General features: G+C 55.5%; 33 protein-coding genes. 31 read left to right on the top strand and 2 right to left on the bottom strand.

Translation table 11 applies throughout. The features are described from left to right. Nucleotides 1-21: 21 nt before the first annotated feature. On the top strand, nucleotides 22-489 hold the full coding sequence (locus tag Q0778_RS03760) for an acyltransferase (RefSeq protein WP_298334097.1): 468 nt from the start codon (nucleotides 22-24) through the stop codon (nucleotides 487-489). Between the two features lie 21 nt (nucleotides 490-510). Here Q0778_RS03760 and Q0778_RS03755 read toward each other — a convergent pair whose 3' ends face one another. Further along, on the bottom strand, nucleotides 511-840 hold the full coding sequence (locus Q0778_RS03755; protein WP_298334095.1) for a hypothetical protein: 330 nt from the start codon (nucleotides 838-840) through the stop codon (nucleotides 511-513). An 18-nt stretch (nucleotides 841-858) separates the two neighbouring features. Between Q0778_RS03755 and Q0778_RS03750 the strand changes: the two genes are divergently transcribed. Then, nucleotides 859-1,053: a hypothetical protein gene (locus Q0778_RS03750; RefSeq protein ID WP_298334092.1), complete on the top strand. Its 195-nt coding sequence runs from the start codon at nucleotides 859-861 to the stop codon at nucleotides 1,051-1,053. A 743-nt stretch (nucleotides 1,054-1,796) separates the two neighbouring features. Here the strand turns inward: Q0778_RS03750 and Q0778_RS03745 are convergent. Next, nucleotides 1,797-3,803, bottom strand: coding sequence for a tectonin domain-containing protein (locus Q0778_RS03745; protein WP_298334089.1), 2,007 nt, complete (start codon nucleotides 3,801-3,803; stop codon nucleotides 1,797-1,799). 529 nt (nucleotides 3,804-4,332) lie between these two features. Between Q0778_RS03745 and rpsL the strand changes: the two genes are divergently transcribed. The 29 genes from rpsL to Q0778_RS03600 all read left to right on the top strand — a co-directional run bounded on the left by rpsL (nucleotide 4,333) and on the right by Q0778_RS03600 (nucleotide 21,006). Beyond that, nucleotides 4,333-4,704: a 30S ribosomal protein S12 gene (gene rpsL / locus Q0778_RS03740; RefSeq protein WP_034954477.1), complete on the top strand. Its 372-nt coding sequence runs from the start codon at nucleotides 4,333-4,335 to the stop codon at nucleotides 4,702-4,704. A 134-nt stretch (nucleotides 4,705-4,838) separates the two neighbouring features. Continuing rightward, nucleotides 4,839-5,309: a 30S ribosomal protein S7 gene (gene rpsG, locus Q0778_RS03735; protein ID WP_298304191.1), complete on the top strand. Its 471-nt coding sequence runs from the start codon at nucleotides 4,839-4,841 to the stop codon at nucleotides 5,307-5,309. Nucleotides 5,310-5,417: 108 nt separating this feature from the next. Continuing rightward, a complete protein-coding gene (fusA, locus tag Q0778_RS03730; RefSeq protein ID WP_298334086.1) occupies nucleotides 5,418-7,547 on the top strand; it encodes an elongation factor G in 2,130 nt (709 codons plus the stop codon). Nucleotides 7,548-7,639: 92 nt separating this feature from the next. Beyond that, the gene (tuf, locus tag Q0778_RS03725; protein WP_298304195.1) at nucleotides 7,640-8,815 is read left to right on the top strand and encodes an elongation factor Tu; all 1,176 of its coding nucleotides are present in this window, start codon (nucleotides 7,640-7,642) and stop codon (nucleotides 8,813-8,815) included. Between the two features lie 108 nt (nucleotides 8,816-8,923). Continuing rightward, a complete protein-coding gene (locus Q0778_RS03720; protein WP_298334084.1) occupies nucleotides 8,924-9,172 on the top strand; it encodes a hypothetical protein in 249 nt (82 codons plus the stop codon). A gap of 253 nt (nucleotides 9,173-9,425) precedes the next feature. Further along, a complete protein-coding gene (gene rpsJ / locus Q0778_RS03715; protein ID WP_006831877.1) occupies nucleotides 9,426-9,737 on the top strand; it encodes a 30S ribosomal protein S10 in 312 nt (103 codons plus the stop codon). 250 nt (nucleotides 9,738-9,987) lie between these two features. Further along, complete coding sequence (rplC, locus tag Q0778_RS03710) at nucleotides 9,988-10,758, top strand: 50S ribosomal protein L3 (protein ID WP_298334081.1); 771 nt, start codon at nucleotides 9,988-9,990, stop codon at nucleotides 10,756-10,758. 3 nt (nucleotides 10,759-10,761) lie between these two features. After that, on the top strand, nucleotides 10,762-11,385 hold the full coding sequence (gene rplD, locus Q0778_RS03705) for a 50S ribosomal protein L4 (RefSeq protein ID WP_298304205.1): 624 nt from the start codon (nucleotides 10,762-10,764) through the stop codon (nucleotides 11,383-11,385). Then, on the top strand, nucleotides 11,378-11,689 hold the full coding sequence (locus Q0778_RS03700; protein WP_298334076.1) for a 50S ribosomal protein L23: 312 nt from the start codon (nucleotides 11,378-11,380) through the stop codon (nucleotides 11,687-11,689). Before rplD ends, Q0778_RS03700 begins: the two co-directional genes overlap by 8 nt. Continuing rightward, complete coding sequence (gene rplB, locus Q0778_RS03695) at nucleotides 11,689-12,525, top strand: 50S ribosomal protein L2 (RefSeq protein WP_247270080.1); 837 nt, start codon at nucleotides 11,689-11,691, stop codon at nucleotides 12,523-12,525. Before Q0778_RS03700 ends, rplB begins: the two co-directional genes overlap by 1 nt. A 6-nt stretch (nucleotides 12,526-12,531) precedes the next feature. Beyond that, a complete protein-coding gene (rpsS, locus tag Q0778_RS03690; protein WP_298304213.1) occupies nucleotides 12,532-12,807 on the top strand; it encodes a 30S ribosomal protein S19 in 276 nt (91 codons plus the stop codon). Further along, nucleotides 12,807-13,184, top strand: coding sequence for a 50S ribosomal protein L22 (rplV, locus tag Q0778_RS03685; RefSeq protein WP_034958163.1), 378 nt, complete (start codon nucleotides 12,807-12,809; stop codon nucleotides 13,182-13,184). The genes rpsS and rplV overlap by 1 nt, the downstream gene beginning before the upstream one ends. A 3-nt stretch (nucleotides 13,185-13,187) precedes the next feature. Next, nucleotides 13,188-13,883: a 30S ribosomal protein S3 gene (gene rpsC, locus Q0778_RS03680; RefSeq protein ID WP_298304217.1), complete on the top strand. Its 696-nt coding sequence runs from the start codon at nucleotides 13,188-13,190 to the stop codon at nucleotides 13,881-13,883. A gap of 11 nt (nucleotides 13,884-13,894) precedes the next feature. Continuing rightward, nucleotides 13,895-14,332, top strand: a complete 438-nt coding sequence (gene rplP, locus Q0778_RS03675) for a 50S ribosomal protein L16 (RefSeq protein WP_298304219.1) — start codon at nucleotides 13,895-13,897, stop codon at nucleotides 14,330-14,332. Then, complete coding sequence (gene rpmC / locus Q0778_RS03670) at nucleotides 14,332-14,535, top strand: 50S ribosomal protein L29 (protein ID WP_298334068.1); 204 nt, start codon at nucleotides 14,332-14,334, stop codon at nucleotides 14,533-14,535. Before rplP ends, rpmC begins: the two co-directional genes overlap by 1 nt. 12 nt (nucleotides 14,536-14,547) lie before the next feature. Then, entirely contained in the window at nucleotides 14,548-14,838 is a 291-nt protein-coding gene (gene rpsQ, locus Q0778_RS03665; protein ID WP_298304224.1) for a 30S ribosomal protein S17, read from the top strand. A gap of 71 nt (nucleotides 14,839-14,909) precedes the next feature. After that, complete coding sequence (rplN, locus tag Q0778_RS03660; protein ID WP_298304226.1) at nucleotides 14,910-15,278, top strand: 50S ribosomal protein L14; 369 nt, start codon at nucleotides 14,910-14,912, stop codon at nucleotides 15,276-15,278. 1 nt (nucleotide 15,279) lies between these two features. Further along, the gene (rplX, locus tag Q0778_RS03655) at nucleotides 15,280-15,600 is read left to right on the top strand and encodes a 50S ribosomal protein L24 (protein ID WP_298304228.1); all 321 of its coding nucleotides are present in this window, start codon (nucleotides 15,280-15,282) and stop codon (nucleotides 15,598-15,600) included. Beyond that, complete coding sequence (gene rplE / locus Q0778_RS03650) at nucleotides 15,593-16,171, top strand: 50S ribosomal protein L5 (protein ID WP_298304231.1); 579 nt, start codon at nucleotides 15,593-15,595, stop codon at nucleotides 16,169-16,171. The genes rplX and rplE overlap by 8 nt, the downstream gene beginning before the upstream one ends. A gap of 45 nt (nucleotides 16,172-16,216) precedes the next feature. After that, complete coding sequence (gene rpsN / locus Q0778_RS03645) at nucleotides 16,217-16,522, top strand: 30S ribosomal protein S14 (RefSeq protein ID WP_298304233.1); 306 nt, start codon at nucleotides 16,217-16,219, stop codon at nucleotides 16,520-16,522. 11 nt (nucleotides 16,523-16,533) lie between these two features. Beyond that, a complete protein-coding gene (gene rpsH / locus Q0778_RS03640) occupies nucleotides 16,534-16,929 on the top strand; it encodes a 30S ribosomal protein S8 (protein WP_298304235.1) in 396 nt (131 codons plus the stop codon). Then, nucleotides 16,929-17,462, top strand: a complete 534-nt coding sequence (rplF, locus tag Q0778_RS03635) for a 50S ribosomal protein L6 (protein WP_298304237.1) — start codon at nucleotides 16,929-16,931, stop codon at nucleotides 17,460-17,462. The genes rpsH and rplF overlap by 1 nt, the downstream gene beginning before the upstream one ends. Nucleotide 17,463: 1 nt before the next feature. Beyond that, nucleotides 17,464-17,808, top strand: coding sequence for a 50S ribosomal protein L18 (rplR, locus tag Q0778_RS03630; protein WP_298304240.1), 345 nt, complete (start codon nucleotides 17,464-17,466; stop codon nucleotides 17,806-17,808). A 2-nt stretch (nucleotides 17,809-17,810) separates the two neighbouring features. Continuing rightward, entirely contained in the window at nucleotides 17,811-18,617 is an 807-nt protein-coding gene (gene rpsE / locus Q0778_RS03625) for a 30S ribosomal protein S5 (protein ID WP_298304242.1), read from the top strand. 6 nt (nucleotides 18,618-18,623) lie between these two features. Beyond that, nucleotides 18,624-18,800 carry a 50S ribosomal protein L30 gene (rpmD, locus tag Q0778_RS03620; RefSeq protein WP_298304244.1) on the top strand — a complete coding sequence of 59 codons (177 nt, stop codon included), beginning with the start codon at nucleotides 18,624-18,626 and terminating at the stop codon, nucleotides 18,798-18,800. A gap of 170 nt (nucleotides 18,801-18,970) precedes the next feature. Further along, a complete protein-coding gene (locus Q0778_RS03615) occupies nucleotides 18,971-19,381 on the top strand; it encodes a hypothetical protein (RefSeq protein ID WP_298334065.1) in 411 nt (136 codons plus the stop codon). Nucleotides 19,382-19,679: 298 nt separating this feature from the next. Continuing rightward, complete coding sequence (locus Q0778_RS03610; RefSeq protein WP_298304248.1) at nucleotides 19,680-19,892, top strand: cold-shock protein; 213 nt, start codon at nucleotides 19,680-19,682, stop codon at nucleotides 19,890-19,892. A 93-nt stretch (nucleotides 19,893-19,985) separates the two neighbouring features. Next, nucleotides 19,986-20,210, top strand: a complete 225-nt coding sequence (locus Q0778_RS03605; RefSeq protein WP_298334063.1) for a hypothetical protein — start codon at nucleotides 19,986-19,988, stop codon at nucleotides 20,208-20,210. 286 nt (nucleotides 20,211-20,496) lie between these two features. Beyond that, nucleotides 20,497-21,006, top strand: coding sequence for a hypothetical protein (locus Q0778_RS03600; RefSeq protein ID WP_298334060.1), 510 nt, complete (start codon nucleotides 20,497-20,499; stop codon nucleotides 21,004-21,006). Nucleotides 21,007-21,035 lie beyond the last annotated feature (29 nt).

Below are 21,035 nucleotides of genomic sequence, written 5' to 3'. Positions count from 1 at the left end.
GTTAGGGGATCACACAAAGCCATGCTCGCGAGAATCCGGACCCAATTGTACGTGGCACGGCAGGTGTTTTACCGCACATGGCTGAGGCGTGTGTGGGGGATGACGATTGGCGAGGGCGTGCGCATCTCTCGCAAGGCCAATCTCGATTACACCCACCCCAAGGGCGTGCACATTGGCGAATACACCATCGTAACCCCCGGCGTGCACATCTTCACCCACGACTTTGTAAGACGCGTCCATGTCAGCACATATATCGGCTCCAACTGCTTTCTGGGAGCGGGCTCCATCATCCTGCCCGGAGTGACTATTGGAGACCACTGCGTGATCGCCGCAGGTAGCGTGGTCACAGCCGACGTGCCCTCGCGCAGCGTCGTCGGTGGCAACCCGGCCAAGGTGCTCAAGAGCAATATCAAGACCGGTCCCTATGGCATTATGGGCAACCTCCAGCCGCACGAATTGGCGGTGTTTGAGGATGATGCGCAAAGCTGACGCGCGTTCTAATCCTGCGCTCTAATCCCCGGATGCCGGATCAGGCTCTCGCCCTAACTCTTCCAAAACCTCACGCCGTATAGCGTCATAAACGGGATGCCCCGGCTCAAGGTTGCTGACATCGACCCATTCGGCGCGGCGATAGCTTAGGACATAGGCGAGCAGGGAGTTTGCCCGCAGGTCATAAAGCCCTTGTGCGAGCACCCGCTCAATCGCGCAGTGCTCCAGCCTTTCGACGCCCCATTGCAGGGCCTCCTCCCACGCTGCGTTGAATTCTTCGGCACCGGGACGCTGCCGCAATTTGTAGATCGCCTCCATGCTTTTGCCGATGTGTTTTGCAGCGGCGGTCACGATGCCAGTTGCGGCAAGATGCGCAATAAATTCGCGCTGAAGATCGGGCGTGATGGAGTTGCGGCGCAGTTGCTTGTGGGGGACGGGCTTGAATTGCAGCAGCGGGTCGTCCTCATCGGGCGGAGGCCCTTCATAAGCAACCGCGCTGGTCGCTTGGCGAGCAGTGGCGCGAAGGTTGATAAGGTCGGAGATGCGGCGGTCCTTTGGCGGTGAGCAAGGACTGGGGGATATTGCAGATTATTGGTGTGTAGGAAAACGGGGAGTGAGTCCTTGTTTCATGCTTGCCCATCCGGGCGAGGGTGGGCTTCGCCCGTCTTCGACTCCCTCGCTAGACGGCCTGCGCTACGCTCCGGCCCCGCTGCGGGCGGCCTTGCAGGTGGCCTACGGCCGTCTGCGCCTTTGGCTACGACTCCGCCCTCGCGGCGCCGCGCGCCGTTAGAGTGCTACTTAGTTTCCCTACCGCCTGCGGGGACTCGAAGAGGGCTTGCTTGCAAGCCAGCGGTTAGGGGTGGGTGAGGCAAACCCGGCGCGCGCGTTTAAGAACCACATCGACCTTGAGAAGGCCCACCCCGCTGCGACTAGCAAGCAAGCTTGCAAGTCTCACTGCCCCTCCCGCAAGCGGGAGGGGAGATCAGCGCTTCCCGGGAGGTTAGCGTAAGCTCGGTCGGCGTTAGCCGACCGCAAGCGCGACTGCGCGTCGCCGCTTATGCGGCGTAGCCAAGAGGCGCGGATGCGACGCGCCCGGCGCTTGAGGGCGAAAACAAACTAAGGACTGGGGGATATTGCAGATTATTGGTGTGTAGGAAAACAACCTAATCCATCGTCTCGACCTGAGAGGCATCTTGTCCGCAATTGCAGCCATAGAGATGCTAGTCCCCCGGGACATTCATCATCCACCCCTGCGCGCTGAAATGCGCGAGCACCGCCTTGGCTGGCATGCGTTGTTTTTGCGCTAATCAAGCATCTGGCGGATTGTCCCACTGCGCCATGTCCCAAGTGTGCGCGCCCTCAAGGGTCAGGAACGAAACACCTGCCCCTTTGCTGCCCGAGACCGTAAAGCCTGCTAAGCCTTGAGAATCGAAATAGAGCTGTGCACCGAACCCAGCGATAATCTCCATCTGAATGTCCATGACAAAGTTGGCGCCAACAAGAGCCTCCACAGGGCGCCAGAAGTACCCGAATGTTAGACTTGCCCCGCCTCCGATTGTCAGCCCCGCGCCTCCACCCAAGGATGCGGATGCCATCGAGTGGTTTCCGTCGGTAGAAATGAAGAGCCCTACTCCCCAAGTGATGGCACCGATGAAAGACACCGAATAGGAATTGCCGACATAAAGATAACTGCAGCCGAAATTATTGGCGCTTTCCATACCTGTGGCGATTTCCGTGTTGGTACGCACCACATGACTGAGACGGTGTTGTAAGGCTGTTGATGGCCCAGAATACCATCCCAGATCGTCTATAGAGCTGCGCAATTCGGCATCGGCTTGTGTCGCCAACGAGTGGGCAGAGCGCAAAGACGCTTTGTACTCTTCTTCGAACTCCGTTTGGTTAAAGCCTGGCGGCGCGCTCCGCTTACGCCCGTTCGGTATCCAATCGAACAGGGCAACGATATGTTCGGGCGTGGAAACTGGTCCAGATCCGCTGGCGGGCCAGGATACAAACTGGTCATCAGAAAACGCGTAGTAGGTCGCGTTTGGCGTACCAGGCTGGTCGAGCCACATGGCATCTACCTTTGCCCAACTCGCAGGTGCTTTGCCCGTAAATGGGGCAGGGGTGACAGCAGAAACACTCCAGCCACTGCCGCTCCATTCGATCGTCACAGATAAACTGCCTTGAACGAAGCAGGTTCGGCCATTTTCCAAGAAGGCGAAATCTACGCCGTTGATGCTCTGGGTAATGTCTGAAAGATTGCCTTTTTCCGCGAACTGCAGATTGGTGTCACCGCTAGGGTTAGGCGTGAAGATCACAAATTGATCGGAGAAGAAAGCAATGACGCGGCCATCGGGCAGGTCACTGATTGCGGTCATGTCTCCGAGCATATTTGGCGTGCCGGATCGCGCGAGAAGGTCGCTTACGAACCAAGGTGGCGCACCTTTAGACAATTGCGTGAGCGATGAGCACTGGAACACCAACCCACCTGCGAACACAGCAAGTGACGAAGCATCCGCAGAAGGCCACCAAGCTTGGGTGATACCCGTCATACCTTTCTTGTGCTCGTCAGAACGGCTCCATCGCAAAATCTCTGTCGTATCTCTCACGCCAATTGGTGAGCCCTTTGCGTCAACAGCGATGCTGACGAGAACGATCTCGTCCAGCGTGATCCATGAGGTGCCGTTCCAATATTGGGGGTGTCCTGCGGCGTCGAGTATCCAGACTGCACCGTTTGCGCCGATCGCAATGTCAGAGGCGGTTCCCTCCACAGTAACCCAACTGGAGCCAGGAAATGATGTGCCTTCCCTGCGCATAATGGTGTTGGAACTGGTTATGATCCAAGGGAGGCCATCTTCTCCTACAGCAATCTTTTTCGCACCGGTGATTTCGATGCCAGGAGGGACCGGCCAATCGCCGCTTCCACCCGGAAGATTCTCCCAGTAATGCGGGACCCCGTCACCACCAATTGTCCAAACATGCCCGCCTGCGCCAATTGCAATATCGGTGCCACCACCGGGCATCGTCTCCCAGCTTTCTCCCGGAATGCCGTCGCCCGTGCGGCGGAAGATCGTCCCTTCAGTATTGATGGCCCAAGCGAGACCATTTGGCTCTACAGCGATGCTGATAAGATTGACGAGACTGGTTTCGGGCGGCACCGGCCAATCGCCGCTGCCATCAGGAAGATTCTCCCAGTAATGCGGTTTTCCTTCGCCGCCGACAATCCAGATTGCGTCTTCATCATTGATCGCGATGCTTGATCCGCCACCTGGAAGTACTTTCCATTGGCCTTCGCCCGGTCCCTCAAAATTCATTATTTCTTCCCCCAAGTAATTGTCGCTTGTAATTTATAACAGCTCTGAGCATTTTTACCAACAGGCGATAGTTAGTGTGGGAAGCGCCGACTTTGCTTCTATTTAATATTTCTGGTTTTCAATAACTCGGGGCCGGGCTTGCATTTTGATTGTCGGTCTCAGCGCAATGCGTCCAATGGTATGGTGTGGAAATTGGCTAGGTGCCAGCGAACTTTCATCACTGGTGTGTGAATTGCCTTGACCCTTTGTTAGCCCCCCGCTAATGGCGCGCTCGTTCGGGTGAGGCTCGTCTCGAGTCCGCGCCCTTTACAGAGCTGAACATTGGCAGCCCAAATTACCTGAATGGGTAATGCGGCTGGCAAAGTAATCCGGGGCTTTTGGCTTTTGGGTGGAGTGTTTCAGGCTTGTGGCAAGACCATTCCCTGGCTGAAGGTTCATCCTTTGACAAGCTCAGGACGAACGGTTCTCTTGCACAGTCCTTTTTCTCTTCATCGAATTCCAACAGCGCCAATTTAGGTGAAGAGTACATATGCCAACTATCAACCAGCTGGTCCGCAAGGGCCGCACTCCGCAGAAGGCCAAGTCTAAGGTCCCTGCTATGGAGCAGAACCCGCAGAAGCGCGGCGTTTGCACACGCGTCTATACGACGACCCCTAAAAAGCCGAACTCCGCTTTGCGTAAAGTGGCCAAGGTTCGCCTCACCAACAGCCGTGAGGTCATCTCTTACATTCCGGGCGAAGGCCACAACCTGCAAGAGCACTCTGTTGTGCTGATCCGCGGTGGCCGTGTTCGCGACCTTCCCGGCGTTCGTTACCACGTCCTTCGCGGCGTTCTCGATACGCAAGGGGTCAAGGACCGCAAGCAATCCCGCTCGAAGTACGGCGCCAAGCGTCCGAAATAATTGAGGCGCTGTGACGGGCCTCTCCCTCGCCCTTCTACCATACCGGTACAATTCCGGGTGGAAGGGCGGGGGAGAGGGCCGGCGCAGCAAGGACGTTCACGGATGTGAGCGGCCACTCCAAAGGAGTTTTAAACATGTCACGTCGTCGTAGGCCCGAAAAGCGGGTTATTCTTCCCGATCCCAAGTTTGGTGATCAGGTTCTGTCGAAGTTCATGAACAACCTTATGCTCGACGGTAAGAAAGCCGTTGCAGAAGGCATTGTGTATTCGGCTCTTGATGCGGTTGAGGCGAAGGCCAAGACCGATCCGGTTCAGCTGTTCCATGATGCATTGGGCAATGTGAAGCCACAGGTTGAAGTTCGCTCACGCCGTGTGGGTGGTGCTACCTATCAGGTTCCTGTTGAGGTTCGTGATGAGCGTGCACAGGCACTTGCCATTCGTTGGTTGATTGGTGCGGCGCGTTCGCGTCCAGAGACCACCATGAGCGCACGTCTTTCAGGCGAGCTGATGGATGCAGCGAACAACCGCGGTAATGCTGTGAAGAAGCGTGAAGACACGCACCGCATGGCAGACGCCAACCGCGCATTCTCGCACTACCGCTGGTAAGATGTATGTGGACAGCTCTGGGGTCCGTCTTGGGGTTGTCACATTCGTAACTATATGGGGCGCTGACCGCATAAACGGCGGCTCCCACATTATTTAAGGAATTTGCAAATGGCCCGCGAATATCCGCTGGAGCGCTATCGCAACATCGGCATCATGGCGCACATCGATGCTGGTAAAACCACCACGACTGAGCGTATTCTGTATTACACCGGGAAATCCTACAAAATCGGCGAAGTGCACGATGGTGCAGCGACGATGGACTGGATGGAGCAGGAGCAAGAGCGTGGAATTACAATCACTTCCGCGGCTACAACCTGTTTCTGGAATCCAGAAGATCCAAGCATGGATCCAAAAGGTGATCCAAAAGCGCTGCGTCAAACGCCAGAGCACCGCATCAACATCATCGACACTCCAGGCCACGTTGATTTCACAATTGAAGTTGAGCGTTCGCTTCGCGTGCTCGACGGCGCGGTTGCATGTTTTGACGGCGTTGCTGGCGTTGAACCTCAGTCAGAAACCGTATGGCGTCAGGCGGACAAGTATAAAGTGCCAAGAATGTGCTTTATCAATAAGTTAGATCGCACAGGCGCAGACTTTAAGTACTGCGTGAACTCAATCATCGAGCGCCTTGGTGCAACTCCTGCGGTTCTCTATCTCCCAATCGGCATCGAAAGCAGTCTCACCGGTCTTGTTGACCTCGTGAACCAGCGTTCGATCACCTGGAAGAACGAAGACCTGGGCGCTGAGTACGTTTACGGCGATATCCCTGCGGATATGGCTGGCGAAGCGGCTGAATACCGTGAGAAGCTGATCGAGCTTGCTGTTGAGCAAGACGACGATGTGATGGAAGCATACCTTGAAGGTGAAGAGCCTGATGCGGCGACGCTTAAGGGTCTTATCCGTAAGGGTACGCTCAACCAAAGCTTCGTTCCTGTGCTTTGCGGTTCTGCGTTTAAGAACAAAGGCGTTCAGCCGCTGCTTGACGCGGTTGTCGACTACATGCCGAGCCCGCTCGACGTGGACGCGATTAAAGGTGTTAAGCCTGACAGCGATGAAGAAGATTCACGTGCTTCTGACGATGCAGTGCCATTCGCGGCTCTCGCATTTAAGGTCATGAACGATCCGTTCGTGGGCTCGCTTACCTTTACTCGCATCTACTCTGGTGAACTCACCAAGGGCACCGTCTTGAACTCTGTGAAGGGCAAGAAGGAAAAGATCGGCCGCATCCTCGAAATGCACTCTAATGACCGTAAGGACATTGAAGAGGCGTTTGCTGGCGATATCGTGGCATTGGCAGGTATGAAGGCGACCACCACCGGTGACACGCTTTGTGATCCAGCCAATCCGATCATTCTTGAGCGGATGGAATTCCCAGATCCCGTGATCGAACTGTCGGTTGAACCTAAGACGAAAGCTGACCAAGAGAAGATGGGTGTTGCCCTCAACCGCTTGGCTGCTGAAGATCCCTCATTCCGCGTGACGACTGACCACGAAAGCGGTCAGACTATCATCAAAGGCATGGGCGAGCTTCACCTCGACATTCTCGTCGACCGGATGAAGCGTGAGTTCAAGGTTGAAGCAAACGTTGGTGCGCCTCAGGTGGCATACCGCGAATCGCTGGGCCGTGAGATCAACGTTGACTACACTCACAAGAAGCAATCGGGTGGTACGGGTCAGTTTGCCCGCGCCAAAGCGACCTTCACACCGGGTGAGCGCGGTCAGGGCATCGTCTTTGAAGACTCCATCAAAGGCGGTAACATTCCGAAGGAATACATCCCGAGCCTCGAAAAAGGTATCCGTGAGCAAGCTGATAGCGGTTATCTCATCGGCTTCCCGATCATCGACTTCACAATCCACCTCACGGATGGTGCCTTCCACGACGTCGACTCGTCCACCGTGGCGTTTGAAATCTGCGGTAAGGGTGCAATGCGCGAAGCGGCTGAACGTGGCGGTATCAAGCTGCTTGAGCCTGTCATGAAGGTTGAAGTTGTCACTCCTGAGGACTACCTCGGCGATGTAATCGGCGATCTCAACAGCCGTCGTGGTCAAATCCAAGGCACAGACAGCCGAGGTAACGCCCAAGCTGTTGAAGCTATGGTCCCACTGGCCAACATGTTTGGTTACGTGAACGAGCTTCGCTCATTCACACAGGGCCGTGCACAATACTCCATGCAGTTCTCGCACTACGACGAAGTGCCTGCGAGCGTTGCTCAGGACGTTAAGGAGAAGCTTGCTTAAGCGAGCAACACAATCTATGGGCGGCGCCACATTGATGCGGGCGCCGCTTTCTCCCCGCTAAATTCAAATTCAGTAAGAAGGTTATAAGAGACATGGCGAAGGAAAAGTTTGAGCGTAATAAGCCGCACGTAAACGTCGGCACCATCGGTCACGTTGACCACGGTAAAACCACTCTGACCGCGGCAATCACCAAGGTTCAGGGCGCTGCTGTTGACTTCGGTAACATCGACAAGGCTCCTGAAGAGCGCGAGCGCGGCATCACCATCTCAACCGCACACGTTGAGTATGAAACTGACGCACGTCACTACGCGCACGTCGACTGCCCTGGGCACGCTGACTATGTGAAAAACATGATCACCGGTGCTGCTCAGATGGACGGCGCTATCCTCGTTGTGAACGCAGCTGACGGACCTATGCCACAAACTCGTGAGCACATCCTGCTTGCGCGTCAGGTCGGCGTTCCACAGCTTGTTGTGTACATGAACAAGGTCGATCAGGTCGATGACGAAGAAATCCTCGAGCTGGTTGAGCTCGAAGTTCGTGAACTCCTCAGCGAGTACGGCTTTGACGGCGACGATATTCCAATCGTCAAAGGTTCAGCTCTTGCTGCTCTTGAGGGTCGTGATCCTGAAATCGGCGAAAACTCGATCAAGGAACTGATGGAAGCAGTAGACACCTACATTCCACAGCCCGACCGTCCGGTTGACAAAGACTTCCTCATGCCGATCGAAGACGTGTTCTCGATTTCTGGTCGCGGTACGGTTGTTACCGGCCGTGTTGAGACCGGCGTTGTGAACGTTGGCGACGAAGTTGAAATCGTTGGCATCAAGGACACCACCAAGACGACCGTTACCGGCGTTGAAATGTTCCGTAAGCTTCTCGACAGCGGTGAAGCTGGCGATAACATCGGCGCTCTCATCCGTGGCGTTGGCCGTGAAGACGTTGAACGTGGCCAGGTTCTTTGTAAGCCTGGTTCGGTTAGCCCGCACACCGAGTTCTCTGCAGAAGTTTACGTCCTTTCGAAGGACGAGGGTGGCCGTCACACGCCATTCTTCGCGAACTATCGTCCGCAGTTCTACTTCCGCACCACCGATGTAACCGGCGAAGTGATCCTCCCAGAGGGCACCGAGATGGTTATGCCTGGCGACAACGTGACCATCGGCGTTAAGCTGATCGCACCGATCGCTATGGACGAAGGTCTCCGCTTCGCTATCCGTGAAGGTGGCCGTACCGTTGGTTCAGGCGTTGTGGCGAAGATCACCGCCTAATTCGGCGATCTATGTTAAGGAATTCGGGCCTGTCTCTCAAAAGAGAGGCAGCCCCATTCTTTTCGGGGATTTGTTTTGCGTCCTACGTTCTATGTCGACTTCAACGAGATGCTTGAGGCTGATTTGGTTCTTTTGTCAGCAACAGATTCCAAGGCCACTCGCGATGAGGTGGACACCCCGCTTCGCGAAGGCATGGAAATTTCGATCTACATGGATGACCTAGACGAACGAGGACAGCCTGATGATCTGATTGCCTCGGGCGTCGTTGAACGAAATCTCGCGAAAGGTTGGGCAGAGCATGTGAAGTGGTGTTGCCGGATTGATGGCAACGGAATTCGGAATCAATCAGACCTCTAGTAACGAGCGCTCTTCGAGCTAGAACTAGGGCGAACAAAATTCCTGTCGGTTCGGGGTTGCCAGAATCCTACTCCCCCGATATATGCGCGCCATCTCCAACGGTGACTCGTTGCCGTTGAAACGAAATTCATGGGGCCTCCCATTCCGGACCATCCAGACTTCTGATGGAGCGGGGCAGGGCGGGCCTTTTACTTTTTGGGAGCGGGTTTCCCCCGGAGCGCGTTCCTTGGCTCTTTCGCATTGGTAGTAGGTAATGGAAGCACAGAATATCCGTATTCGCCTTAAGGCGTTCGACCACCGCGTTCTCGACCAGGCAACTGGCGAAATCGCAGACACAGCTCGTCGTACCGGTGCTCTTATTCGCGGCCCCATTCCTATGCCAACGCGCATTGAGAAATTCACTGTGAACCGCGGACCGCACATCGACAAAAAGTCGCGTGAGCAGTTCGAAGTTCGCACATACAAACGTCTGCTCGATATCGTGCAGCCGAACGCCCAGACAGTTGACGCGCTGATGAAGCTCGACCTTGCTGCTGGCGTGAATGTTGAGATCAAACTCGCTTAAGAGGCGATCTCACCGCCCATCGGTAAGGCGTTAAAGTGACCGAGAATTTGGCCCTCCATTGGGCCTGCTGAAGGAAACTTCGGCAAGACATATGGATACCGCCGGTTGTTACCGGGCTGAGTCCTCCGTCTCGCCAAACCACTCCAATAGGGGAGGGGCGGCATCAGCCCAGACGGGGCTCAGATACAAAATTGGGTTGGCATGCACCTTGGGGATGGTCCTCTGGGTGCCTCTGTAAGGAGTAAAGACGATGCGCACTGGCGTGATCGCGAAAAAGGTTGGGATGACCCGCCTCTTCCAGGAGGATGGACAGCACGTACCCGTGACTGTGCTTTCGCTGGAAGATTGTCAGGTCGTTTCCCACCGCACTCAAGACACGGACGGCTATTATGCAGTTCAGCTTGGTGCAGGCGAAGCAAAACAAAAGAACGTAAACAAGCCGCAGCGCGAGCATTTCGCGAAAGCCGGCGTTGGTCTCAAAGCCCGCATGGCTGAGTTCCGCGTGGAAGGCGAAGACGGTCTCGTACCTGTCGGCGCGCTTATCAGTGCAGAGCACTTTGTGAGCGGCCAAAAGGTCGACATCACCGGGCACACCCAAGGTAAGGGTTTTGCAGGTGCGATGAAGCGCTGGGGTTTCGGCGGTCTTCGCGCAACCCACGGTGTTTCGATCTCTCACCGTTCACACGGTTCAACCGGTAACCGTCAGGATCCGGGCCGTGTGTTTAAGGGTAAGAAGATGGCTGGTCACATGGGTGACCGTCAGCGCACGCAGCAGAACCTCGAAGTGGTTCGCACCGACGCTGATCGTGGCCTTCTCTTCATCAAGGGTTCGGTCCCTGGTTCTAAGAATGGCTGGCTGCTCGTTCGTGATGCTGTGAAGCTGAAGCACTCTGACGACCTCCCGTTCCCGGGCGCTGTTGTCGAGGCGGCTGCTCCGGTTGTCGAAGAAGTCGCACCTGCTCCAGAAGCTGAGGCGCCTGTCGCCGATGCTCCTGCAGCTGACGAAAACAAGGAGGGCTAAGCCATGAAGGTGAAGGTCCAAAAAATCGACGGGAAAGCCTCGGGCGATATCGAACTCAATGATGATGTGTTCGGTGTAGAGCCCCGCGCTGACATTCTGCACCGCGTTGTCACCTGGCAGCTCGAAAATCGCCGTGGCACAGCGCGTCCAACGCGTGAGCGTTCGGATGTGGCTCGCACTGGCGCCAAGTTCGGCCGCCAAAAAGGCTCGGGCGGCGCTCGTCACGGTGACCGTGGTGCTCCGATCTTTATCGGTGGTGGTAAGGCTCACGGTGCACGCAAGCGTGACTTCAATCAGTCGCTCAACAAGAAAGTTCGCGCGCTTGGTCTGAAGATGGCTCTTTCAACCAAAGCCAAAGACGGTCTCGTTGTCGTTGACAGTCTGGCTCTGAAGGACGCCAAGACACAGGCCCTCAAGGGTCACCTCGACAAGCACGGCTTTGCTGGCAAGGTCCTCGTGATTGACGGTGAGGCAGTGGATGCTGGTTTTGCTCAGGCTGCTGGCAATCTCAAGGGTGTCAATGTGATGCCTGCCGCTGGCGCGAACGTCTACGACATTCTCAACCACGACACGCTGGTCCTGACCAAGGACGCTGTCGCTAAGCTGGAGGCGCGTTTCAATGGCTAAGAAAGACGCAATTGACGCGCGGCACTATGGCGTGATCGTTGCTCCTCACATCACTGAGAAGTCGACAATGGCTTCTGAGGCGAATGCCGTGGTGTTTAAGGTGGCGAATGACGCGACCAAGCCGCAGATCAAGGAGGCGGTGGAAGCCATCTATTCGACGAAAGTCGTATCGGTGAACACCATCCTGACCAAAGGCAAAACCAAGCGCTGGAAGGGCAAGCCCTACAAGCGTTCCGATTTCAAGAAAGCAGTGGTTCGTCTCGCCGAAGGTGAAATGATCGATATCACTGAGCAGGTCGGCTAATGGCACTTAAGAATTACAACCCAACCAGCCCGGCGCGCCGTGGTCTTATTCTGGTTGACAAAACTGGTCTCCACAAAGGTGGTCCAGTTAAGTCTCTCAGCGAAGGCAAGCGCAAGACCGGTGGCCGCAACAACAAAGGCCATGTGACATCACGCGGTATCGCTGGTGGTCACAAGCAGAAGTATCGCATCATCGACTTCAAGCGTCGCAAGTGGGATATGGCAGCAACTGTGGAGCGTATCGAATACGATCCTAACCGCACCGCCTTCATCGCGCTTCTGAAGTACGAAGACGGCACGCTCGCTTACATCATCGCTCCACAACGCCTCGCCGTTGGTGATAGCGTAATTGCTGGCGAAAAGGTCGACACTAAGCCTGGCAACGCCATGCTTCTGGGCCAAATGCCAGTTGGTACCATCTGCCACAATGTGGAGATGAAGCCAGGCAAGGGTGGTCAAATTGCTCGCTCTGCCGGTGCTTATGTCCAGATCGTTGGTCGTGACCGCGGCATGGTAATCGTTCGCCTGAACTCAGGTGAGCAGCGTTACCTTCGCAGCGATTGCATGGGCACGGTTGGCGCGGTTTCGAACCCTGACAACCAGAACCAGAACTTCGGCAAAGCTGGCCGCACCCGTTGGAAGGGCCGTCGCCCTCTCACACGTGGTGTTGCGAAGAACCCTGTTGATCACCCCCACGGTGGTGGTGAAGGCCGGACATCCGGTGGTCGTCACCCAGTGACACCATGGGGCAAGCCGACCAAGGGTGCACGCACTCGTAAGAATAAGCAGACGGACAAGATGATTATCCGTTCGCGTCACGCCAAGAAGAAGAGGTAAGACACGATGGCACGTTCCGTCTGGAAAGGTCCGTTTGTCGAGCTCAGCCTGCTGAAAAAAGCAGAAACAGCACAGGACGCTGGAAACTCGAAGCCGATCAAAACCTGGTCGCGTCGTTCGACAATTCTCCCGCAGTTCGTTGGGCTCACATTCAACGTCTATAACGGTCACAAGTTTATTCCTGTGGCCGTTTCGGAAGAAATGGTTGGTCACAAGCTCGGTGAATTTGCGCCTACGCGCAGCTTCCCCGGTCACGCGGCTGACAAGAAGGGCAAGCGATAATGGGTAAGGCAAAGTCTCCCCGGCGCGTAGCTGACAATGAGGCGCTCGCAGTAGGCACGCAAATTCGCGGGTCTGCGCAAAAGCTAAACCTCGTTGCAGAGCTCATTCGCGGCAAGAAGGTTGAGGAAGCTCTGAACATCCTCAGCTTTTCGAAGAAGGCAATGGCACGCGACGCTAGCAAAGTGCTCGCTTCGGCTGTTGCCAATGCTGAAAACAACCACGATCTCGACGTCGACGCGCTTGTCGTTGCTGAGGCTAGTGTTGGTAAATCGATCACGATGAAGCGTTTCCATACGCGCGGTCGTGGTAAGTCTACCCGCATTCTCAAGCCATTCAGCAAGCTGCGCATCGTTGTTCGCGAACAGGAAGAGGCATAAACCATGGGTCAGAAGAGTAATCCAATTGGTCTGCGTCTTCAGATCAACCGCACTTGGGATAGCCGCTGGTACGCCGAAGGGCGTGACTATGCTGGGCTTCTCAAAGAAGACATCACGATCCGTAAGTACATCATGAAGAACCTGCCTCAGGCAGCGATCTCCAAAGTTGTGATTGAGCGTCCAGCGAAGCTTTGCCGCGTTTCAATCTATGCGGCTCGTCCCGGTGTGATCATCGGCAAGAAGGGCGCAGATATCGAAAAGCTGCGCGCTAAGTTGTCCTCGATGACTTCGAGCGAAGTGAAGCTGAACATTGTTGAGATCCGCAAGCCGGAAATCGACGCTAAGCTTGTCGCTCAAGGCATTGCGGACCAGCTTATTCGTCGTGTGGCTTTCCGCCGTGCGATGAAACGTGCGATGCAATCCGCGATGCGTTTGGGTGCTGAAGGTATCAAGATCGTTTGCGGTGGCCGTCTTGGCGGTGCTGAAATCGCCCGCGTTGAGCAGTATCGCGAAGGCCGAGTACCGCTCCACACTCTGCGTGCGAACATTGACTATGCTGAAACCGAGGCGCTTACCGCCTACGGCATCATTGGCATCAAGGTTTGGGTCTTCAAAGGAGAAATTCTTGGTCATGATCCAACCGCGCAGGATCGTCTCATGATGGAAGCGCAAACTTCCGGCGTGCGTCCGGCTCGTTGAGGTAACTGAAAATGCTGCAACCAAAGAAAACCAAATACCGCAAGGCCTTCAAAGGCAAGATCAAAGGCGACGCCAAGGGCGGAACGACTTTGAACTTCGGTTCGTATGGCTTGAAGGCTTTGGAGCCTGAGCGGATCACTGCGCGTCAGATCGAAGCGGCTCGCCGTGCGATCACCCGTGCGATGAAGCGTCAAGGTCGCCTCTGGATCCGCGTATTCCCAGATGTTCCGGTTTCGAAGAAACCTGCTGAAGTTCGTCAGGGTAAGGGTAAGGGCTCAGTTGAATACTGGGCAGCCCGCGTGAAACCAGGCCGCATCATGTTCGAACTTGATGGCGTGCCAGGCCCCGTTGCTGCGCTCGCTTTCGAGCGTGCTGCGATGAAACTGCCGATCAAGACGAAGGTTGTTGCCCGTCTGGGTGACACCTCGCACCTGGGAGGTGACAAGTAATGGCTTCCACAGAAGATCTCCGCGCCAAGACCGATGATCAGCTTTCGGCTGAACTGACTGAGCTTAAGCGTGAGCAGTATAACCTGCGTTTCCAAGCGGCTACTAACCAGCTTGAGAAGCCTTCTCGCATCAAAGAAGTGCGCCGCACGATCGCTCAGATCAAAACGCTCCAAGGTGAGCGTGCAGTGGCCGCGAAAGCATAGGAGCAAAAGACAATGCCAAAGCGTATTCTTACCGGTACTGTCAGCTCTGACAAAACCGACAAGACCGTGACCGTTCTGGTTGAGCGTAAGGTGAAGCACCCCCTCTATGGGAAGATCATCCGTCGCTCAAAGAAGTATCACGCGCATGACGAAACCAATGAGTACACCATTGGTGACATCGTGCGGATTGAAGAGACCAAGCCGATCTCCAAAACCAAGACATGGGTTGTGAAAGACCGTGTTGTGGCCGGCGGAGTTCAAGCGGTTGAAGCTGATCTCGATGTCGAGGCAGCTGGACAGTAATTTGACGTAGGAACTGCCAGGCCCCGGTTGGTATCGGGTGACTTGGCAAGCCAAGAGAAGGAAACGGATCCATGATCCAGATGCAATCCAATCTCGACGTCGCGGACAATAGCGGCGCTAAGCGCGTCCAGTGCATTAAAGTACTGGGCGGCTCTAAGCGCCGGTTTGCCTCCGTTGGCGACGTGATCGTGGTCTCGGTTAAAGAGGCCCAGCCGCGCGCAAAGGTGAAAAAGGGCGACGTACATCGCGCCGTCATCGTGCGCACCCGCAAAGACGTTCGTCGCAAAGACGGCAGCGTGATCCGCTTCGACAGCAACGCTGCTGTTCTGGTCAACAAGAGCGAAGAGCCTATTGGCACTCGTATCTTTGGCCCAGTGGTTCGTGAACTTCGTGGCCGCGGCTTTATGAAGATCATTTCACTTGCTCCGGAGGTGCTCTAAAATGGGTGCTGCAAAGATCAAAAAGGGCGACGAAGTCGTCGTACTGTCGGGCAAGGACAAGGGCCGCAAAGGCACTGTCCAGTCAGTCTCACCAAAAGATGGCAAAGTTGTCGTTGAAGGTGTGAACGTGGCTACCCGCCACCGCAAGCCAAGCCAAGTGAACCCGCAAGGTGGTATCGACCGTTTCCCGGCACCGATGGACATCTCGAAGGTTGCTGTGGCTGATCCAAAGGATGGCTCACCCACCCGCGTCCGTTTCGAAGAGAAGGACGGCAAGAAGGTGCGTGTTGCCGTGAAGAGTGGGGAGGCCATCGATGGCTGAGTACACACCACGCCTTAAGTCCAAATATGAGGACGAAATCGTCAAGGCGATGACCGAGAAGTTCGGGTACACCAACCGTCTTCAGGTCCCGTCAATCGAGAAAATCACGCTCAATATGGGTGTTGGCGAGGCAAGCCAGGATAAGAAAAAGATCCAGACGGCTGCTGAAGAAATGGCTCTGATCGCTGGTCAAAAGCCGGTTATCACCCGCGCGAAGAAGTCTATCGCTCAGTTCAAGCTGCGCGACGGCATGCCAATCGGTTGTAAGGTAAACCTTCGCCGTGCCCGCATGTATGAATTCCTCGATCGTCTCGTGACCATCGCGATGCCTCGTATTCGTGACTTTCGTGGTCTCAACCCCAAGTCGTTTGACGGCCGTGGCAACTACGCCATGGGCATCAAAGAGCAGATCATCTTTCCAGAGATCTCATACGATAAGATCGACAAGGTCCGGGGCATGGACATCATCGTGACCACCACCGCTAAGACCGACGAAGAAGCTCGCGAGCTTCTGCGTCTCTTCGGCTTCCCGTTTGAGGGCCAAGCCGAGGAACAGCAAGAGGCTGCGTAAGCGCTCCTCATGACAAAGACACTTTAGAAAGAGAGCTTAAGTCCAATGGCGAAACTGAGTTCGATCAATAAGAACGAGAAGCGTAAGGCACTCGTCAAGAAGTATGCAGCGAAGTACGAGAAGCTGAAGGCTATTGCGAATGACGAGAGCCTTGATGAAGGTGAGCGCCTTATGGCTCGCCTGAAAATGGCTGAGATTCCCCGCAACGGGAATCCAACTCGCGTGCGCAATCGCTGCGCCACCACCGGCCGTCCACGCGGCTATTATCGCAAGTTCGGTATCAACCGTATTGAGCTTCGTAATCTCGGCAACCGGGGCATGATCCCGGGTCTGACCAAGTCGAGCTGGTGAGGAATTAACAGATGGCTATGACCGATCCACTGGGTGATATGCTCACCCGCATCCGCAACGGCCAGCGTGCGAAGAAGGACAGCGTTGTCTCTCCTGCTTCCAAGCTGCGTGCGAACGTTCTCGAAGTGCTTACCCGTGAAGGCTACATCCGTGGCTATTCCGATGATGCTTCGGGCAAGCACCCACAGCTGCGCATTGAGCTGAAGTATTTCGAAGGCGAGCCTGCGATTAAGCACGTTGCTCGCGTATCCAAGCCGGGCCGTCGCGTCTATTCGGGTTCGCAGGAACTTCCGACTGTTCGCAATGGCCTTGGCATCACCATCGTCTCGACCCCGCGCGGTGTCCTTTCGGACAACGAAGCCCGCGAAAACAAGGTCGGCGGCGAAGTGCTTGCGGAGGTCTTCTGATGAGCCGCATTGGTAAAAAGGCTGTAGCAATCCCTGGCGGGGTTACGGCCACAATCGATAATGGCACACTCACCGTGAAGGGCCCGAAGGGGTCGCTTTCGATGGGTATGTCTGACCTGATCAGCTATAAAGTTGAAGACGGTGAGATCGCTGTAAATCCGGCGAACGACAGCAAGCAAGCACGCGCCTTCTGGGGCATGCAACGCACGCTGGTCTCGAACCTGGTTGAAGGCGTAACCGACGGTTTCTCCAAAACTCTGGAGATTTCCGGTGTTGGTTACCGTGCGAAGGCACAAGGTAAGACATTGAAGCTTGAACTTGGTTTCAGCCACGATGTCGACCTTGCTGTCCCAGAAGGTCTTGAAGTCAAGACGCCCGATCAGACCACTGTCGAGGTTTCCGGCATCGACAAACAGGCCGTTGGTCAGTTTGCTGCTGAAATCCGCAAGTGGCGCAAGCCTGAGCCTTACAAGGGTAAGGGTATCAAGTATCGCGGCGAGTATGTCTTCCGCAAGGAAGGGAAGAAGAAGTAAGATGGCAAAACTATCTCTCTTTGAACGTCGTCGTCGCCGTGTGCGTACCGCTCTGCGGGCTCGCTCTGGTGGCAAGCCGCGTCTCTCCGTGCACCGCACAGGTCGCCACATCTACGCACAGGTTATCGATGATGCCGCGGGTAAAACCGTTGCAGCCGCTTCGACCCTTGGTGCGAAGACATCAGGCGCCAATGTCGATGCCGCTACCCAAGTGGGTAAGGATATCGCAGCAGCAGCCAAGAAGGCTGGCATTACCACTGTCGTGTTCGATCGCGGCGGGTTCCTGTTTCATGGCCGCGTGAAAGCGCTGGCCGATGCCGCTCGTGAAGGCGGGCTGGAGTTCTAACGATGGCTGACGAAAACAAGACACCAGAAACTGAAGGCGCTCCGGCCGAAGCAACTGCGGCTCCAGAAGCGGCACCTGCAGAAGCAGCTCCTGCTGCTGAAGCGGCGCCTGTGGCAGAGGCATCTACAGCTGAGGCAGCCCCGGCGGCTCCTGCTGAAGGGCAGCCCCAAGAACAACGCGGCCGTGGTGGTCGTGGTCGCGGTGGAAACCGTGATGGCGGCGGTCGTGGCCGTGGTCGTGGCCGTGGTCGCGACAACAAGCGCGAAGAAGAAGATGATGGCATCATCGAGAAGCTCGTCCACATCAACCGTGTCTCTAAGACGGTTAAAGGTGGTAAGCGCTTTGGTTTTGCAGCTCTCGTAGTGGTTGGCGATGGTCAGGGCCGTGTCGGCTTTGGTCACGGCAAAGCCCGCGAAGTGCCAGAGGCGATCACAAAGGCAACGGCCGCTGCTCGCAAGAAGATGATCCGCGTTCCTTTGAAAGAAGGTCGCACGCTGCACCACGACGGCAATGGCCGTTTCGGCGCTGGCAAGGTCACCGTTCGTACAGCGCCTCCGGGTACCGGTATCATCGCCGGTGGTCCGATGCGTGCTGTGTTTGAGAGCCTTGGCGTTGCTGACGTTGTGACCAAATCGGTCGGTACGTCGAACCCATACAACATGATCCGCGCAACTTTCGCAGCGCTTAGCGACCAGACTTCGCCGAAGTCAGTTGCTCAGCGTCGCGGTAAGAAAGTTGCCGACCTTTTGGGTCGTGGCGGTGCCAGCGAAGCAGAAGCAGCTGTCGAAGCTGCTGCAATTGCGGAGTAATCCATAATGGCTACCATCAAAATCAAGCAGATCGGTTCGCCGATCCGTCGCCCAGAGAGCCAGCGCAAGATCCTTATCGGTCTTGGCCTCAACAAGATGCACAAAGTCGTGACACGTCAGGACACCCCTGAAGTTCGCGGCGCGATCGCCAAGATCCCGCATCTGGTGACTGTTGTCGACTAAGTTTTAGTCTACACTGACATTCAAGACGGGCCCGTCATGCGATTGCCGCATGGCGGGCCCGCTTGCGTTTAGAGGGCAGGGCGCTAGTCTCAGGTGGTCGCTGTTTGAGCGACTGAGGGACTGAAAATTTGAAGCTTTCTAGGGTCTTGGGGACGCTTGCCTGTGCGCCATTGAGCATTAGCCTTGTGGGCTGTGTGAGCACAGGCGCGCCCAAGACTTCGGCTCAGGTGGTGGAGGACCTTCAGCGCGAGGCAAGGGCCATCGCGATGGGGCGGGGCTATGACGGCTCGCAGGTTTTCAATGGCGGCTCGCTCGCGGAACGCGAGACCGGCACACTTCGCTTCACCCTCAAGGGCAGCGAGCGCTATATTGCCATTGGTTTGTGCGATGAGCAGTGCAAGGACATTGACCTTGGCGTGTTCGACAAGGATGGCTTCGAGATTGGTAGCGACACGATGGAAGATGCGATCCCGATTACCGAGCTTAATCCCGAGAAAGATGGCATCGCTATCTTTCGCCTCAAGATGATCCGCTGTGATTTGCAACCGTGCCGGTATGGTGTGGGGGTTTACGGGGAGTAGGCAGGCGAGCGGTGGTTTCTGGACCGCCGCATTGTGGCTTCTTCCGAGTGGACTGCACACATTTTCTTTCCATGGCCTGTGGCTCGCAATTTTTGGCTCGGTGATTTGCTCATTTGGTGGTACCGCACTTTCGCTGACGTCGAAATTTGCGACGGACTTCGAATTTTTGACGACCGCCGATGGTTTTTAGGAGCCCCGGCGCAGAAGACGACGACTTCCTTTCATCTAACGATTTGACGCACGACCGCAGGGCATGTCGCCTTGCGGCAACTCTCAAGTGTTCTTGAAAGGAACCGATATGAGCAAGACTGGAACCGTAAAGTTCTTCAACACCGACAAAGGCTATGGCTTTATCCAGCCTGACGACGGTTCAAACGACAGCTTCGTGCACATTAGCGCTGTACAAGCCGCTGGCATGCAGACGCTCGATAAAGAGCAACGCCTCAACTATGAAGTTGAAACCGGCAAAAACGGCAAAGAAAGCGCCGTGAACCTGTCGGCTGCTGACTAAGCTACGATACGAAATTCTCCCGTGCCCCATTTGAACTGCGGCGCGGGAGAATTACCAACCCCTCCTACCCAAACCAAGATTGCGAGGCATGTCATGGCCGCGACATTTGAGTTTTATGATGCAAGAGCCAATGAAGCTGCAGCCGCGGCCAAAGAGGCCACGCTCGACAATGTGAGGGAGCGTAACCTTCGCGCCGAAAAGACGTGGCGAGCGCTTGCCAACCAGTCGCGCAAAGCTGCGCATGACCGCGAAAAACTAGAGCGCGAGAAAGCCGCCCGCCGCGAGGCTGAAGCGCAGGCCGAAGCTGGCGAGGGTTGAGGGCCAAGTAGCACGCGGCGGCGATCTCTTGCTTCGAGATGGCTCAGTTTGATATCGAGCCGCGCCGATATGTGGTGGGGGTTTATCGGCAGTAAGCGCTGGAGCAGTGGTTATGTGACCTGTTTTTTTGTGAACTCTATCGACGCTAACTGGCCTGTCGCTTGATTTGAAGCTGGGCTCTGAGGTGGTGATCATAAGCACTGAATTGAGACAGTTCGCTGTGTGATCCAACCGAATTGCAGAGTAAGGCAATGAAGAATAAAAACTCCAGCCGGGGCGCACTTTCATGCAGTCAAATCAAGACAAGCTTCAAAAAATGATACCGTTTCAAGCTACTGTGGATGGTGGCTTGCAAAGGACTTATGGGCAAATCTACTCTAGGACTCGCAATTGCATTAGTCATGCTGACCAGGAAGTTAGAGAAGCTGTTCAAAGTGAATTAGATCACACAGTTCAGGGACTTATGGTGGTACACCTTTTCGCGATATGGGAGCATCATGTCGATTGGAATACAGTAAACGAACTTATAGAGAAACCTGATCGGATGCGTCTCAACGCCTTTAGGCATATACGAAATTCTGCCGCGCATGGTGTGCATTTGGCAAGAGCAGTCCGTTATTCAGATGAGTTTGAAGCGACCATGCAAAGCAGCAAGCCGATCGCGGACGTAGTCTATACTTCACAGAGTATTGACCTTAGCCAATCACATGCTGGACTAGATTGTAGGATGGAAATGGTCGGCTTGATGAATAGAATGATTATGGCCCTTGGCAGCAAGGTAGCCAATCACAACTAAGAATTGCGTACGCCCACCCCATTCCCCCT

This window comes from uncultured Erythrobacter sp. (genome assembly GCF_947502395.1).
In the GTDB taxonomy this organism is placed as follows: domain Bacteria; phylum Pseudomonadota; class Alphaproteobacteria; order Sphingomonadales; family Sphingomonadaceae; genus Erythrobacter.
Note: the sequence above shows the minus strand (reverse complement) of the source record. Positions and strands in the feature narration are given on the sequence as shown.

Coding starts and splice junctions, on each gene's coding strand:
- Q0778_RS03760 (WP_298334097.1), top strand. CDS start 22: ATGCTCGCGAGAATCCGGACCCAATTGTACGTGGCACGGCAGGTGTTT.
- Q0778_RS03750 (WP_298334092.1), top strand. CDS start 859: ATGCGCAATAAATTCGCGCTGAAGATCGGGCGTGATGGAGTTGCGGCG.
- Q0778_RS03745 (WP_298334089.1), bottom strand. CDS start 3,803: ATGAATTTTGAGGGACCGGGCGAAGGCCAATGGAAAGTACTTCCAGGT.
- rpsL (WP_034954477.1), top strand. CDS start 4,333: ATGCCAACTATCAACCAGCTGGTCCGCAAGGGCCGCACTCCGCAGAAG.
- rpsG (WP_298304191.1), top strand. CDS start 4,839: ATGTCACGTCGTCGTAGGCCCGAAAAGCGGGTTATTCTTCCCGATCCC.
- fusA (WP_298334086.1), top strand. CDS start 5,418: ATGGCCCGCGAATATCCGCTGGAGCGCTATCGCAACATCGGCATCATG.
- tuf (WP_298304195.1), top strand. CDS start 7,640: ATGGCGAAGGAAAAGTTTGAGCGTAATAAGCCGCACGTAAACGTCGGC.
- Q0778_RS03720 (WP_298334084.1), top strand. CDS start 8,924: ATGCTTGAGGCTGATTTGGTTCTTTTGTCAGCAACAGATTCCAAGGCC.
- rpsJ (WP_006831877.1), top strand. CDS start 9,426: ATGGAAGCACAGAATATCCGTATTCGCCTTAAGGCGTTCGACCACCGC.
- rplC (WP_298334081.1), top strand. CDS start 9,988: ATGCGCACTGGCGTGATCGCGAAAAAGGTTGGGATGACCCGCCTCTTC.
- rplD (WP_298304205.1), top strand. CDS start 10,762: ATGAAGGTGAAGGTCCAAAAAATCGACGGGAAAGCCTCGGGCGATATC.
- Q0778_RS03700 (WP_298334076.1), top strand. CDS start 11,378: ATGGCTAAGAAAGACGCAATTGACGCGCGGCACTATGGCGTGATCGTT.
- rplB (WP_247270080.1), top strand. CDS start 11,689: ATGGCACTTAAGAATTACAACCCAACCAGCCCGGCGCGCCGTGGTCTT.
- rpsS (WP_298304213.1), top strand. CDS start 12,532: ATGGCACGTTCCGTCTGGAAAGGTCCGTTTGTCGAGCTCAGCCTGCTG.
- rplV (WP_034958163.1), top strand. CDS start 12,807: ATGGGTAAGGCAAAGTCTCCCCGGCGCGTAGCTGACAATGAGGCGCTC.
- rpsC (WP_298304217.1), top strand. CDS start 13,188: ATGGGTCAGAAGAGTAATCCAATTGGTCTGCGTCTTCAGATCAACCGC.
- rplP (WP_298304219.1), top strand. CDS start 13,895: ATGCTGCAACCAAAGAAAACCAAATACCGCAAGGCCTTCAAAGGCAAG.
- rpmC (WP_298334068.1), top strand. CDS start 14,332: ATGGCTTCCACAGAAGATCTCCGCGCCAAGACCGATGATCAGCTTTCG.
- rpsQ (WP_298304224.1), top strand. CDS start 14,548: ATGCCAAAGCGTATTCTTACCGGTACTGTCAGCTCTGACAAAACCGAC.
- rplN (WP_298304226.1), top strand. CDS start 14,910: ATGATCCAGATGCAATCCAATCTCGACGTCGCGGACAATAGCGGCGCT.
- rplX (WP_298304228.1), top strand. CDS start 15,280: ATGGGTGCTGCAAAGATCAAAAAGGGCGACGAAGTCGTCGTACTGTCG.
- rplE (WP_298304231.1), top strand. CDS start 15,593: ATGGCTGAGTACACACCACGCCTTAAGTCCAAATATGAGGACGAAATC.
- rpsN (WP_298304233.1), top strand. CDS start 16,217: ATGGCGAAACTGAGTTCGATCAATAAGAACGAGAAGCGTAAGGCACTC.
- rpsH (WP_298304235.1), top strand. CDS start 16,534: ATGGCTATGACCGATCCACTGGGTGATATGCTCACCCGCATCCGCAAC.
- rplF (WP_298304237.1), top strand. CDS start 16,929: ATGAGCCGCATTGGTAAAAAGGCTGTAGCAATCCCTGGCGGGGTTACG.
- rplR (WP_298304240.1), top strand. CDS start 17,464: ATGGCAAAACTATCTCTCTTTGAACGTCGTCGTCGCCGTGTGCGTACC.
- rpsE (WP_298304242.1), top strand. CDS start 17,811: ATGGCTGACGAAAACAAGACACCAGAAACTGAAGGCGCTCCGGCCGAA.
- rpmD (WP_298304244.1), top strand. CDS start 18,624: ATGGCTACCATCAAAATCAAGCAGATCGGTTCGCCGATCCGTCGCCCA.
- Q0778_RS03610 (WP_298304248.1), top strand. CDS start 19,680: ATGAGCAAGACTGGAACCGTAAAGTTCTTCAACACCGACAAAGGCTAT.
- Q0778_RS03605 (WP_298334063.1), top strand. CDS start 19,986: ATGGCCGCGACATTTGAGTTTTATGATGCAAGAGCCAATGAAGCTGCA.
- Q0778_RS03600 (WP_298334060.1), top strand. CDS start 20,497: ATGCAGTCAAATCAAGACAAGCTTCAAAAAATGATACCGTTTCAAGCT.